This window comes from Pseudomonas sp. FJ2-5-13, from assembly GCF_029201605.1.
In the GTDB taxonomy this organism is placed as follows: Bacteria; Pseudomonadota; Gammaproteobacteria; order Pseudomonadales; family Pseudomonadaceae; genus Aquipseudomonas; species Aquipseudomonas lactis.
The window spans coordinates 3302001-3316227 of record NZ_CP104045.1 but is presented as its reverse complement, the minus strand read 5'-3'; the positions used below and the strand labels follow the sequence as shown (position 1 = coordinate 3316227).

Genomic DNA, 14227 nt, shown 5'->3' with positions numbered 1-14227 from the left:
AAAAGCCCTGAGCATGACGCTTTGAAAAATGACAACACCCATTGTCCCAAGGAAAGACAACGGGTGACTACCCCCGAAAAATAGCATGCCTTGAGGGCTTTTCTCCAAAACGCTGCATCAGCGCTGAAACCTTTCATCTAGTCGGCCAGCTCAGCCCTGTCGCGAAATTGCTCCAGTGCCTGGGGGTTGGCCAGGGCATCGGTGTTTTTAACCGGCTCGCCATGCACCACATTGCGCACCGCCAATTCGACGATTTTGCCGCTGATGGTGCGGGGGATATCCGTGACAGCGAGGATCTTCGCCGGCACGTGGCGCGGTGTGGTGTTGGCGCGAATCACCTGGCGGATCTGCTGTTGCAGCGCCTCGTCCAATTCGATCCCGTCCTCCAGGCGTACAAACAGCACCACGCGCACGTCGTCCTGCCAACGTTGACCAATGGCGAGGCTCTCCAGCACCTGCGGGATTTTTTCTACCTGGCGATAAATCTCGGCGGTGCCAATGCGCACGCCGCCGGGGTTGAGCACCGCGTCGGAACGCCCATGAATCAACAGGCTGCCGTTGGCGCGTTGCTCGGCATAGTCGCCCTGCGCCCACACGCCGGGGAACTGGCTGAAATACGAGGCGCGCAGTTTTTGCTGCTGCGGGTCGTTCCACAACCCGATGGGCATGGCAGGGAAATGCCGGGTGCACACCAGTTCGCCTTTCTCTCCGATCAGGGGCCGGCCCTGGTCGTCCCACACTTCGATGGCCATGGCCAGGCTCTTGCACTGCATCTCACCGCGCCGCACGGGCAGCACAGGGTTGCCGATCACAAAGCAGGAGACAATGTCGGTGCCTCCCGACATCGAGGACAGGCACAGCTCGGATTTGATCTCGCGGTACACGTAGTCGTAACTCTGGGGCGACAGCGGCGAGCCGGTGGAAATCAGGCCCTTGAGGCTGCCCAGATCGTGGCTCAAGCGCGGCTGCAACCCGGATTTTTCCAGGGTGGCGAGGAATTTGGGGCTGGTGCCGAACACGCTGATTTTTTCCGCATCGATCAGGTCGAGCAAGCGTTCGGGGCCCGGGTGGAACGGCGAGCCGTCGTACAGCACCGCGGTGGCGCCGATCGCCAGCACCGACACCAGCCAGTTCCACATCATCCAGCCGCAGGTGGTGTAGTAGAACAGGCAGTCCTCGCGGTTAAGGTCGGCATGCAGGCCGTGTTCCTTGAGGTGCGTCAGCAATACGCCGCCCGTGCCGTGGATGATGCACTTGGGGATGCCGGTGGTGCCGCTGGAATAAAGGATATACAGCGGGTGATCGAACGGCACCGCGACAAATTCGGGTTCGCCGCCGGCTTGATAGAAGTCGTCCCACAGTGCGACGTGGGCGTGGGTGGTGTAGTCCCCAGCCTGAGCCTCGGGCTTGGCGTAAGGCACGATGATCAGCTGTTGCAGGGAGGGCAGGCGCTCAAGGATTTCATTGAGCTTGGCGCTCTGGTCGATGCGCTTGCCGGCATAGCGGTAGCCTGCGCAGGTGATCAGCACCTTGGGCTCGATCTGGCCGAAGCGGTCGATGACGCCCTGGGTGCCGAAGTCTGGCGAGGAGCACGACCAGATCGCACCGAGGCTGGTGGTGGCGAGCATGCCCACCAGGGTTTGCCAGGTGTTGGGCATGCAGGCGGCCACCCGATCCCCCATGCCGACCCCGGCCGCCCGCAGGCTTTTTTGCACGCCGGCCACGTGTTCCGCCAGTTGCGCATAGCTCAACTGTTCACGTTGGCCGTCTTCGCTGATGGCAACCACTGCAGGATGATCGTCGCGGCGGCGCAACAAGTGTTCGGCAAAGTTCAGGGTGGCGCCGGGAAACCATTGGGCGCTGGGCATCTCGATGTCTTCGATCAGGGTGACGCTGGGCGGGCTGCGAAACTGCACGTCAAAGAACGCGACAATCGCCTGCCAGAAGTCCGGGCGCTGGTCGATGCTCCATTGGTGCAGGGCGGGGTAATCGTTGAGTTGCACGCCGTGGCGTTGGTTGATGAAGCGGCGGAACTGGTCCATGCGCGTGTTGGCGATGCGTTCCGGGGAGGGTTGCCAGAGGATGTCGGACATAAGCTGCCTCTTGTTAAAATTGTGGGAGCTGGCTTGCCTGCGATAGCGGTGTATCAGTGATAGATCGGGCAACTGACCCAATGCTATCGCAGGCAAGCCAGCTCCCACATTAGATAGGCTGTGTGTGAATTACTGGGCCAGCCAGCCGCCATCGATGTTCCAGGCCGCGCCGCGCACTTGGGCGCCGGCTTCGCTGCACAAAAACAACACCAGCTCGCCCAACTGCGACGGCGTCACAAACTCCAGCGACGGCTGTTTCTCCGCCAGCAGATCCTGTTGTGCCTGCTGTGGGTCGACCCCGGTGGCCACACGATCATCAATCTGCTTCTGCACCAGTGGCGTCAGTACCCAGCCCGGGCAGATGGCGTTGCAGGTCACATTGCTGGTGGCGGTTTCCAGGCCCACCACCTTGGTGAGGCCGATCACCCCATGCTTGGCCGCCACATACGCCGCCTTGCCCACTGAGCCGACTTGGCCGTGCACCGAAGCGATATTGACGATGCGCCCCCAGCCCTTGGCCTTCATGCCCGGCAAGCTCAGGCGGGTGCTGTGGAACACCGAGGACAGGTTGATGGCGATGATCGAATCCCAGCGTTCCACCGGAAAGTCCTCCACCGCTGCCACATGCTGAATGCCGGCATTGTTGACCAGGATGTCCACGCCACCGAACTCGCGCTCGGCGTAGGCGAGCATGTCGGCGATCTGCGCGGGGTCGCTGACGTCGGCCGGGTGATGCCCGACCTTACCGCCAAACGCCTGCACCTGGGCGATCACCGCGCTGGCGTCGCCAAAGCCGTTGAGAATCAGGTTGGCGCCAGCCTTGGCCAGGCTCAGGGCAATGCCTAAGCCGATGCCGCTGGTGGAACCGGTGACCAGGGCGGTCTTGCCATTCAAAGTCGTCATGAAAACCTCACACAATGCCGGTGGCGTAGAAAGTGCCGATCACCACGAACACCGCAAGGGTCTTGATGATCGTGATACCAAAAATGTCCTTGTAGGCTTCGCGGTGGGTCAGCCCGGTGACCGCCAGCAAGGTGATCACCGCGCCGTTGTGGGGCAGGGTGTCCATGCCGCCGCTGGCCATGGCCGCGACCCGGTGCAGCACCTCAAGGGGGATATTGGCCGCGTGGGCGGCTGCAATAAAGCTCTCGGACATCGCGGCGAGGGCGATGCTCATGCCGCCGGAAGCAGAGCCGGTGATACCGGCCAGCAAGGTCACGGTGATCGCTTCGTTGACCAGCGGGTTGGGGATGCCCTTGAGCCAGTCCGCCAGTACCAGAAAGCCCGGCAGCGAGGCGATCACCGCGCCAAACCCATATTCCGAGGCGGTGTTCATCGCCGCCAGCAATGCACCGCTGACCGCGCTTTTACTGCCTTCGGCCAGCTTGCTCTTGATCGCCGAAAAGCCGAACACCAGCACCACGATAATCCCCACCAGCAACGCTGCCTGCACCGCCCAGATCGCGGTGAGCTTGGCGATTTCGGTGGTCACCGGCGCGCTCATGCCCGGCAGGCTGAGGCTGTGGGTCTTGCCGTACCACTGCGGGATCCAGTGGGTGAACAACAGGTTCATCACCCCCACCAGGATCAGCGGCGACAACGCGAGCCACGGGTTGGGCAAGCTCAGGTTGTCGGCGGTTTCCGGCTCATTGCGCAACTCGGTGCCATAGCCTTCACCGGCACGCTGGGCCTTGTTGCGCTGGCGTGCGAGGTAGAGCATGCCAGCGCAGAACACGAAGATCGTACCGATCAGCCCCAGCCACGGCGCCGCCCAGGCGGTGGTGTTAAAGAAGGTGCTGGGGATGATGTTCTGGATCTGCGGGGTGCCGGGCAGGGCGTCCATGGTGAACGAAAACGCGCCGAGGGCGATGGTCGCCGGGATCAGGCGCTTGGGGATATTGCTCTGGCGGAACATCTCGGCGGCGAACGGGTACACCGCAAACACCACCACGAACAGCGACACGCCGCCATAGGTGAGCAGGGCGCAGACCAGCACAATCACCAGCATCGCCTGGCGCGTGCCGAGCAAGCGGATCGCAGCGGCCACGATCGAACGCGAAAAGCCTGACAGCTCAATGAGCTTGCCGAACACCGCACCGAGCAGAAATACCGGGAAATACAGCTTGATAAAACCGACCATCTTTTCCATGAACACCCCGGTAAAGGCAGGGGCGACGGCGGACGGGTCGGTGAGCAGCACCGCGCCAAGGGCGGCGATGGGGGCAAACAGGATAACGCTATAGCCACGGTAGGCGGCCAGCATCAGCAGCGCGAGCGCAGCCAGGGCAATGATCACACTCATGGTGTGTCTCCATCGGATTGTTATTGTTGTGGGTGAGGCGTTGGGTGGGAGCTATAGCGAGATGTGTGCCATCTTATTAACCTGTTGATAAATAAAGATAAAATATTTTATTTCATGGGCGATTACGAAATTTGTCTCATTTTTGAGATCAATGAACGGCAAATGTGGGAGCGGGCTTGCTCGCGAATGCAGTGTGTCAGTCAAATCATCCTTGCTGACACACTGCATTCGCGAGCAAGCCCGCTCCCACATGGGAATGTCTTTGTATGTAGAATTGTGTCTCAAATCAGGGACTGGGTGAGTCCAAGCGCCAGCATTTTCTTGTACAACGTCGACCGCCCAAGCCCCAGCCGCTTGGCCGCCTCTATCACATTCCCCTCACAGGCCTTGAGCGCCCCCGCAATCACCTGCCGATCAAACCGCTCCCGCGCCGCTGCAAAGGTTTTACCCTCGACCGCCGCCACCGCGCCCCGTTGTACCGGGCTGAACGTGCCAATTGCTGCGCGAAGGTCGCTGGCATTGAGCATCAGGTCATCACTCAACAGCGCCGCCCGCTCCAGCACATTGCGAAGCTCGCGGATATTGCCCGGCCAGGCATGTTGGGCCAACAGCGCCAGCGCATCGCGGTCCAGTTCGTGCTGGCTGCGCAACTCCTCGAGGATCGCCTCGCTCAACGCCGGAATATCCTCCAGGCGTTCACGCAACGGCGGCACCTGGATCGGCAGCACGTTCAGTCGGTAATACAAATCCGCACGAAACTCGCCACGTTTGATCGCCGCCTCCAGGTCCATGGACGTTGCGGCAATCACCCGCACATCACTGTGCAGCATCTCGTTGGAGCCCACCGGTTCGAATTCCTTTTCCTGCAACACCCGCAGCAATTTGCTTTGCAGTGGCAGCGGCATGTCGCCGATTTCGTCGAGAAACAACGTGCCGCCCTGGGCGATCTGGAACTTGCCGGGGCGACCCTTGCGGTCGGCACCCGTAAACGCACCGGGTGCAGTGCCGAAGAATTCGGCTTCAAGCAGGTCATGGGGAATCGCCGCGCTGTTGATGCTCACAAAGGCTTTGTGCGCCCGCGGCGATGCGCCGTGGATGGCCTGGGCGAGCAGCTCCTTGCCGGTGCCGGTTTCCCCGAGCAGCAACACCGGCGACTCGGCACTCGCACTGCGCCGCGCCCGGCGCTTGACCTCAAGGCTGGCGGCGCTGGTGCCGATAAAGTGCGCGAAGTTGTATTTGCTTTGCCGCGAGCGCAGCAGTGAGCGCGTGGAGGCCAGCTCCTGCTGCATGCTCAGGTAGCGCTCGATCAGCGGCGACAGGTTGCGCAGTTCATCGAACAGCGCAAACCCAATCGCGCCGATCACCGCCCCGGCCTCGTCGTGGATCGGCAGGCGCATCACCACCAGCGGGCCTTTGGGGGTGTCCTGGATGTCCAGCAGGATCGGCCGGTCATTGCGCACCACCTGGCGCAGCAGGCTGTTGGAAATCACCTGCTCGCACGGCTGGCCGATGGCTTGGTCGGCGCTCTTGAGGCCAAAACGCTTGGCGTAACGCTCGTTCATCCACACGATATTCGCATCGCGGTCGACGATGACCGTGCCCTCGCTGGACTGCTCGATGATCTCGAACAGCGACTGGATGGCCAGGCCGCGAACCTGTTGGTAGTCCTTGAGGCTGTCGGTGATGTTCATGTTTAAGCCGTCAACGCAAAAAATTGGGGTGAAATCGAGACCCTGTGGGAGCGGGCTTGCTCGCGAATGCGATATGCCAGTGCCGGATAGACTACCTGGCCCGCCGCTTTCGCGAGCAAGCCCGCTCCCACAGAGGGAAATGTGTGCTCACGTTTATAACGGGATGTGCGCTGCAGCCAGCAGTTCTTTGGTGTACGGGTGTTGGGGCGATTCGAACACATCATGGCTGGCGCCACGCTCCACCACCTTGCCATCCTTGACCACGATCATGTCATGGGCCATGGCGCGCACCACCGCCAGGTCGTGGCTGATAAACAGGTAGGTCAGGCCGTATTTGTCCTGCAGTTCGCGCAGCAGCGCCACCACTTGTTTCTGCACCGTACGGTCCAGGGCCGAGGTGGGTTCGTCGAGCAGCATCAGCGCTGGCTTGAGCACCAGGGCGCGGGCAATGGCGATGCGTTGGCGCTGGCCACCGGAAAACTCATGGGGGTAGCGATGTCGGCTGGCGGGGTCCAGGCCCACGTCCTTGAGCACCTGGACCACTTGCGCTTCGCGGTCGGCCAGGCTGCACGGCGCGTGCACTTCCAGGCCCTCGCTGATGATCTGCTGCACCGACATGCGCGGGCTGAGGCTGCCATAGGGGTCCTGGAACACCACCTGCATCTGCTTGCGCCACGGGCGCATCTGCTGATGGTTGAGCGGGTCCAGAGCCTCACCCTGAAAGCGAATGCTGCCGCTGGAGTCGAGCAAGCGCAGGATCGCCTGGCCCAGGGTGGACTTGCCGGAACCGGACTCGCCGACAATCCCCAGGGTCTTGCCGCGCTGCACGCTGAGGCTGATGCCGTCCACCGCACGCAGGTAGGTCTTGGCGCGGAACAGCCCGCCGCCGAGCGGGAATTGCACGCTCAGGTCATTCACTTCCAATACCGTCTCACGCGGCTCGCTGCACAGCACATCGCCCGAGGGCTCGGCGTCCAGCAGCAAACGGCTGTAGGGATGCTGGGGGGCGGTGAACAAGGTCTGGCAGTCGGCCTGCTCGACGATTTCCCCGGCACGCATCACGCAGACCCGCTGGGCGATACTGCGCACCAGGTTGAGGTCATGGCTGATCAGCAGCAGCGACATGCCCAGGCGTTGTTGCAAGGACTTGAGCAGCAGCAGGATCTTGCGCTGCACCGTCACGTCCAGCGCTGTGGTGGGCTCGTCGGCAATCAGCAGTTCGGGCTCGCAGGCCAGGGCCATGGCGATCATCACCCGCTGGCGCTGGCCGCCGGACAGTTGATGGGGGTAGGCCTTGAGCCGTTCCTGGGGTTTCTGGATGCCCACCAGTTCCAACAGTTCGAGAATGCGCGCCTGCGCCGCCTTGCCGCCCAGGCCCTTGTGCAGCAGCAGAGTTTCGCCGATCTGCTTTTCGATGCTGTGCAGCGGGTTCAGCGAGGTCATCGGCTCCTGGAAAATCATGGCAATGCGGTTGCCGCGCAATTTTTGCAGGGTGCTTGGTGAGGCGCCGATCAGTTCCTGGCCGCGATACTTGATGGACCCCAGGGTTTCGGTGCCGGCTTGCGGCAGCAGTTGCAGGATCGAATGGGCCGTCACCGACTTGCCCGAGCCCGACTCGCCCACCAGCGCCAGACACTCGCCGGGGCGCACGTCCAGGCTCAGGTTGCGCACGACGGTCTGGCCGTTGAAGGCGACGCACAGGTCGCGGATTTCGATCAGGTTCATACGCAGTCACTCATGAGCGGGGGTCGAAGGCATCACGCAGTGCCTCGCCGATAAACACCAGCAACGACAGAATCAGCGCCAGGGTGAAAAACGCTGTCAGCCCCAGCCACGGCGCTTGCAGGTTCTGCTTGCCCTGGCCGATCAGCTCGCCCAGGGACGCGCTGCCGGCGGGCATGCCAAAGCCAAGGAAATCCAGGGCGCTCAAGGTGGAGATCGCCCCGGTCAAAATGAACGGCAAATAGCTGAGGGTCGCGGTCATGGCGTTGGGCAGGATGTGCCGACGAATGATCTTGGCATCGCCCAGGCCCAGGGCGCGCGCGGCCTTGACGTATTCCAGGTTGCGCCCACGCAGGAACTCGGCGCGCACCACGTCCACCAGGGCCAGCCAGGAAAACAGCGCCATGATCCCCAGCAACCACCAGAAATTCGGCTCGACAAACCCCGACAGGATAATCAGCAGGTACAGCACCGGCAGGCCAGACCACACCTCCAGGATGCGTTGCCCGAGCAAGTCCACCCAGCCGCCGTAGTACCCCTGCAGCGCGCCGGCGGCAATCCCGATGACGGCGCTGATGGCAGTCAGGGCCAGGGCAAACAGGATTGACACCCGTGCGCCAAAGATCACCCGCGCCAACACATCGCGGGACTGGTCATCGGTGCCCAGCCAGTTCACCGCCGACGGCGGGCTCGGGGCAGGGCGGGTGAGTTCGTAGTTGGGGGTGTCATCGCTGAACGGAATGGGTGGGAACAGCATCCAACCGCCCTCCTGCTTGATCAGCTTTTGCACATAGTCACTGCGGTAATCCGCCTGGAACGGCAATTGCCCGCCGAACTGCTGCTCGGTGTAGCGCTTGAACACCGGGAAATACAGCTCGTTCTTGAAACTGAGCACCAGCGGTTTGTCATTGGCGATCAACTCGCCGCCCAGGGTCAGGATGAACAGGCCGATAAACAGCCACAGCGACCACCAGCCACGCCTGTTTTTCTTGAAGCGCTCGAAGCGCCGGCGGGCCACGGGAGACAGGTTGAGCATTAGGCGTTCCTCGCGGCGAAGTCGATACGCGGGTCCACCAGGGTGTAGCAGAGGTCACCGATGAGTTTTATCAAGAGGCCGAACAGGGTGAAGATAAACAGCGAGCCAAACACCACCGGGTAGTCCCGGGACACCGCCGCCTCGTAGCTCATGCGGCCCAGGCCATCGAGGGAGAAGATCACCTCGATCAGCAGCGAGCCGGCAAAGAACACACTGATAAACGCCTGGGGAATCCCCGAGATCACCAGCAGCATGGCATTGCGGAACACGTGACCGTACAGCACCCGGCGTTCGCTCAAGCCCTTGGCGCGGGCGGTGACCACGTACTGGCGGGTGATTTCATTGAGGAACGAGTTCTTGGTGAGGATGGTCAAGGTGGCGAAGCCGCCGATCACCAGTGCCGTGACCGGTAGTACCAAGTGCCAGAAGTAGTCGGCGATCTTGCCCACGGTGCTCAGTTCGGCAAAGTTTTCCGAGACCAGCCCGCGTACCGGGAACCAGTTCAGCGAGGTACCGCCGGCGAACACTACGATCAGGAACATCGCGAACAGGAACGCCGGCATCGCGTAACCGATGACGATGGCCGTGCTGCTCCACATATCAAAGCTGCTGCCATGGCGCACGGCCTTGCGTATGCCCAACGGGATCGACACCAAGTAGGTGATCAGCGTGGCCCACAGGCCGAGGGAAATGGTGACGGGCATCTTTTCCAGGATCAGGTCAGTTACCGTTGCGCCGCGAAAGAAGCTGTTGCCGAAGTCCAGTTGGGCGTAGTTCTTGAGCATCAGCCACAGGCGTTCCGGCGCGGATTTGTCGAAGCCGTATTGTTTTTCGATGTCCTTGATCAGCTTGGGGTCCAGGCCGCGGCTGGCCCGCGAGCCGCTGATGCCTTCGCCGGAGGCGCCCGCCACACCACCGCCGCCAATGCCTTGCAAGTGCGCGATGGCTTGCTCCACTGGCCCGCCGGGCGCGGCCTGCACGATCACGAAGTTCACCAACAGGATGATCACCAGCGTCGGGATGATCAGCAGCAGGCGCCGTACGATATAGGCAAACATCAGTGGGCCTCTCCGCGTTTTTTCAACTCAGCCCGCATTTGTTCGTTCGTCAGCGGGGTGGGGCTGACTTCCCACCAGGTTTCCAGGGCTTCGTCGTTTTTTGCCTCGATGGCCGGGCGCCCGAAACGGTTCCACCAAGCGGCGGAGGTGCCCGGTGGGTAATAGTTGGGGATCCACAGGTAATTCCATTGCAGCACGCGGTCCAGGGCGTGGGCATAGGTGAGCATCTTCGTTTGGGTGTCGGCCTTGACCAGGCCATGGATCAGCGTATCGACGGCCGGGTCCTGGAGCACGATGTAGTTGTTGGCGCCCGAATCGAACGCGGCGGCAGAGCCGAAATAGTTGTACAGCTCCATGCCGGGCGAGGTGGTGACCGGGAAACCCGTGACGATCATGTCGTAGTCGCGGGCCATCAGGCGGTTGACGTACTGCGAGGAGTCGATGCGGCGGATATTCAGGGTGATGCCGATCTGCGCCAGATTGCGCTTGTAGGGCAGCAACAGGCGCTCAAGGCCGTTCTGGACATTCAGAAAGGTGAATTCCAGCGGCTCGCCCTGGGCATTGACGAGTTTGTCGCCCACAGGTTTCCAGCCGGCGTCTTCCAGCAGGGCCAAGGCTTGCAGCTGTTTATCGCGGATCATGCCACTGCCATCGGTGACCGGGGCCTTGAACACCTGAGTAAACACCTCGTCGGGAACCTGCCCGCGCAGAGGTTCGAGGATCGCCAGTTCTTCCGGAGTGGGTAACTGGCTGGCGGCCAATGGACTATTGGAGAAATAGCTCTGCTGGCGGATGTACAGGTTGCGCATCATCTGGCGGTTGGCCCATTCGAAATCCCACAGCATCGCCAGGGCCTGGCGCACGCGCCGGTCCTTGAACATCGGTTTTTGCACATTGAACACATAGCCCTGGGCCGGCTGCGGCATCTCCTTGGCCAGGTGCGCGCGCTGCAGGCGGCCATCGTCCAGGGCCGGGCCGTTGTAGCCGATGGAGTAGCCAGTGGCAGAGAATTCTCGGTTGAAGTCGTAGGCACCGCCGCGCAGCACTTGGCGCGCCACTTCGGTGTCGCCGAAGTATTCCAGGCTCAGGTGATCGAAATTGTACAGGCCACGGCTGACCGGCAAGTCCTTGCCCCACCAGTCGGGGTCGCGTGTGAAGGTGATGGTGCTGCCGGAGTCGATCTTGCTGACCTTATAAGGGCCGCTGCCCAGCGGGGCTTCGTAACCGCCGCCGTTTGCAAAGTCGCGGGTCTTCCACCAGTGCTCGGGGAACACCGGCAAGGTGGCGATATCCAGGGGCAGGGTGCGGTTTTCGTTGCTGGAAAAGTCAAAGCGCACCTGGCGTTCGCCTTCGACTTCGACGTGTTTGACGTCGGCAAACAACGTGCGATAGCGCAGGCTGCCTTGGGTCATCAACACGTCAAAGCTGTAGCGTACGTCTTGCGCGGTAATGGGCGTGCCATCGGCAAAACGCGCCTTGGGGTTCAGGTAGAAGCGCAGCGACAGGCCGTCGTCGGCGCGTTCCATCTTTTGCGCCACCAGGCCATAGACAGTGTAAGGCTCATCCAACGAGCGCAACGCCAAGGGCGCGTACACCCAGCCGTCGACCTGGGACACGCCGATGCCTTTGTCGATATAGGGCAGCACATGGTCAAAGCGCCCCACCTCCAGCGCCGAACGCCGCAGGCTGCCGCCCTTGGGGGCGTTGGGGTTGGCGTAGTCGAAATGGCTGAAACCTTCGGCGTACTTGGCCGGCTCGCCGTATACCGTCAAGTAGGTTTGCGGGGCCGCGATCACCGCAGTGCTGGCCATTAGCAAGGCCAGGGTGGAACAGAGCAGAGATGAAAAAGCCAATCGCATTATCAGCCTTGAGCGCCGGGTAAAGAATAATAAGGATTTGTACGCTAACGGCCTGGGCATCGCCAGTCATCAGATGCACAACGGCCCACCAGAGGGCGGGCCGTTGTTTATAGCATCAGCGCAGATTGAATCAATCCTGGCGGCTGGTGACTTCCAACAGGTGGTAGCCGAACTGAGTCTTTACCGGGCCTTGCACGGTGTTGACCGGGGCGCTGAAGACCACGGTGTCGAATTCCTTGACCATCTGGCCTGGGCCGAACGAACCGAGATCACCGCCTTGGCGGCTGGATGGGCAGCTGGAGTTGGCTTTAGCGACTTCTGCGAAATCAGCGCCGCCTTCGATTTGGGCTTTGAGTTCGTTGCACTTGTCTTCAGTGGCAACGAGGATGTGACGGGCGGTGGCTTTGGCCATGGTGAGTAACTCCTAGAGTAAAAAACGGTGAGCGTACCGGATTCAGGCGGTTATTTCTCGGCAAAGTTCCACTGGGTTTTAAGTCGCCACTGTTTAGGCCCTGCCGGTTCAAGGCAGCACGAGATAGTCATTGCGCTGCACGATCGGTCGGTGCGCCGCTTGCACCAGGTGAATATAGCGGCCGTCCACCAGGTCGATGGGCAGGCAATCGTCGATATCCAGCACCGCGTCGGTGTGGGCCTGGGACCAGTGGCTCAGCATCTGTTGCTTGCCTTTGCGCATGGCCTCCTGTTTGTGATGGGCGACCACCAGCAGGTAGTGATGGGCTTCGCCGAAGCTATTGGCCTCGTAGCCGCCGAGGTTGATGAAGTACAGGCGCGGCGCATCGCCGTGGGGCGCCAGGTGGCTAAGTTCAACCTTCCAGCCGTCGACGCCATCGACGGCCATCCATGAATCGATGTGTACGCCTTTGGGGCTGCCAAACCAGGCGTCGCGTAATTGCGGGTAGGTGGCTTGCAGGGTATCGGCCACTGCGAATACCACATCGTGTACTTCGATCCTGGCCCGCGGGTGCTTGCCCCCGAGCATGACGACAAACAGCATTACCGGTGTTTCCTGGGGAGTGGTGAGAGGGCAACCATACTGCGATTGAGCTGGTTTGTCCGGTTGGGATGGGGTCTTTGTGTCGCGACGCTGAACCTGTGGGAGCTGGCTTGCCTGCGATGACGGCCTCCCAGCCGACGCCTATCTACCTGGCACCCCACAGTCCAAATGTGGGGGGGGTGCCTGCGATGACGGCCTCCCAGCCGACGCCTATCCACCTGACACCCCACAATCAAACTGTGGGAGCGGGCTTGCTCGCGAAGGCGGCCTGCCAGTCAACACAGTTGGATTGTGTACATATCCATTGCTGCGGTAACGGCCACTTAGGGTTCCGCCCTGACGGCGGGTCACTTTCGAAAAGCGCGAAAGTAACCAAAGCGCTCTTGCCCCACCACTCGGCACCTCGCTTGGGCTCGGTGTGCCCGAACGCAGGCTTGAATCCGTGGGCCGCCGCCACGCGCCATCCATGGCGCGGGGCGGCTAACCCGGCGTCCTGCCGGGTTACCCACGAATTCAAGCCTGCGTTCGGCCAGCGTGGTTTAACGGGGCGCCTGAGATCAAGATCACAAGCAGATCAAGAGCAAGGTCAAGAGCGGCTCGCTTCGCATCGTGGTTACCGTTAACCCGTCACTGGGCTACGCCAGTCATCCGAGCCGGACGTTCCGGCGACTTCGTGAGTCCAGATGATTTTGCGATAGGTGAAGTGCACATCCTCTAGATGGGTGAAGTGGGCGTTGTCTGGGTCTTGGCAGTTGGGCATGCGCGATTGGATGTCGACGATGGTGGCGCCTTCCAGTTCAATCGTGAAGTAATGCTCCTGGGTTCCGGCCGAGGAGGTGCGTAGCCATTCGAGGCGGCAGGACACTTCTTCGCCGGTGGTCAGGGCGCTGAACAGCAAGGGTGAGGATTTATCGAAAACCTTGCTGATCATCAGCGGTTTATGCACGCGCTGACCGGTCGGCTGGCCCGACTGCGGGTCGCGGGGAATGATTACCTGATGAGCAAACGCCTGCACCAGAATCTGGTCCTCATGGCCTTCCTGATAAATGTTGCCTACCGAGTCCTGGGTAAATGTGCCTGCCGTAATCAAACCTTGTTTGACACCGGTGATGGAGAGGTACGCGGGTGTGGGCATGACGGGTTTCCTTGCCTGATTGAGTAGGTATTGCCGGGCAGCGAGAGCGCTGACCGGGCAGGTTCCTATAACAAGAAGCGTGCCTGAAAGTGTGAGGCTCAATGAAATAAGGGCGAAAAATACTCGGCATCCTTTATTGAGCGTTTGCTGTAGTGCTGTGGGTGGTTTTTAGTGTCATTAGTTGCACAGATATGCGCATTTAGTTGCTCATGTCATATGTTTGGTAAATGCATGGTTTTAGGCTGTGGATGATGGGTTTCGCTTGGGTGAGCTGCGCAAATAGCTGCGCAGGCCTTTATTTTCAGGTGGTGTAGGA

General features: G+C 61.2%; 11 protein-coding genes. All 11 read right to left on the bottom strand.

All coding sequences use genetic code 11. From position 1 onward, the window contains the following. Positions 1 to 137: 137 nt before the first annotated feature. Positions 138 to 2093, bottom strand: a complete 1956-nt coding sequence (locus N2A98_RS14440) for an acetoacetate--CoA ligase (protein ID WP_275622184.1) — start codon at positions 2091 to 2093, stop codon at positions 138 to 140. Positions 2094 to 2222: 129 nt separating this feature from the next. Continuing rightward, positions 2223 to 2996: a 3-hydroxybutyrate dehydrogenase gene (locus tag N2A98_RS14435; RefSeq protein WP_003191811.1), complete on the bottom strand. Its 774-nt coding sequence runs from the start codon at positions 2994 to 2996 to the stop codon at positions 2223 to 2225. A gap of 7 nt (positions 2997 to 3003) precedes the next feature. After that, the gene (locus N2A98_RS14430; RefSeq protein WP_003191810.1) at positions 3004 to 4395 is read right to left on the bottom strand and encodes a GntP family permease; all 1392 of its coding nucleotides are present in this window, start codon (positions 4393 to 4395) and stop codon (positions 3004 to 3006) included. Between the two features lie 281 nt (positions 4396 to 4676). Then, on the bottom strand, positions 4677 to 6086 hold the full coding sequence (locus N2A98_RS14425; RefSeq protein ID WP_275622183.1) for a sigma 54-interacting transcriptional regulator: 1410 nt from the start codon (positions 6084 to 6086) through the stop codon (positions 4677 to 4679). Between the two features lie 153 nt (positions 6087 to 6239). After that, positions 6240 to 7811, bottom strand: a complete 1572-nt coding sequence (locus N2A98_RS14420) for an ABC transporter ATP-binding protein (RefSeq protein ID WP_047711053.1) — start codon at positions 7809 to 7811, stop codon at positions 6240 to 6242. A gap of 10 nt (positions 7812 to 7821) precedes the next feature. Next, a complete protein-coding gene (locus N2A98_RS14415) occupies positions 7822 to 8844 on the bottom strand; it encodes an ABC transporter permease (RefSeq protein ID WP_003191804.1) in 1023 nt (340 codons plus the stop codon). After that, positions 8844 to 9902, bottom strand: coding sequence for a microcin C ABC transporter permease YejB (yejB, locus tag N2A98_RS14410; protein ID WP_005788805.1), 1059 nt, complete (start codon positions 9900 to 9902; stop codon positions 8844 to 8846). The genes N2A98_RS14415 and yejB overlap by 1 nt, the downstream gene beginning before the upstream one ends. Then, positions 9902 to 11761, bottom strand: a complete 1860-nt coding sequence (locus N2A98_RS14405) for an extracellular solute-binding protein (RefSeq protein ID WP_275622182.1) — start codon at positions 11759 to 11761, stop codon at positions 9902 to 9904. Before N2A98_RS14405 ends, yejB begins: the two co-directional genes overlap by 1 nt. 130 nt (positions 11762 to 11891) lie before the next feature. Next, positions 11892 to 12173 (bottom strand): peptidylprolyl isomerase, encoded by a 282-nt coding sequence (locus N2A98_RS14400; protein WP_003208024.1) that lies wholly within the window; start codon positions 12171 to 12173, stop codon positions 11892 to 11894. A 108-nt stretch (positions 12174 to 12281) separates the two neighbouring features. Beyond that, positions 12282 to 12776: a DUF1543 domain-containing protein gene (locus tag N2A98_RS14395; protein WP_056788147.1), complete on the bottom strand. Its 495-nt coding sequence runs from the start codon at positions 12774 to 12776 to the stop codon at positions 12282 to 12284. Between the two features lie 619 nt (positions 12777 to 13395). After that, positions 13396 to 13911, bottom strand: a complete 516-nt coding sequence (locus tag N2A98_RS14390; RefSeq protein ID WP_014718214.1) for an Hcp family type VI secretion system effector — start codon at positions 13909 to 13911, stop codon at positions 13396 to 13398. Positions 13912 to 14227: the final 316 nt, after the last annotated feature.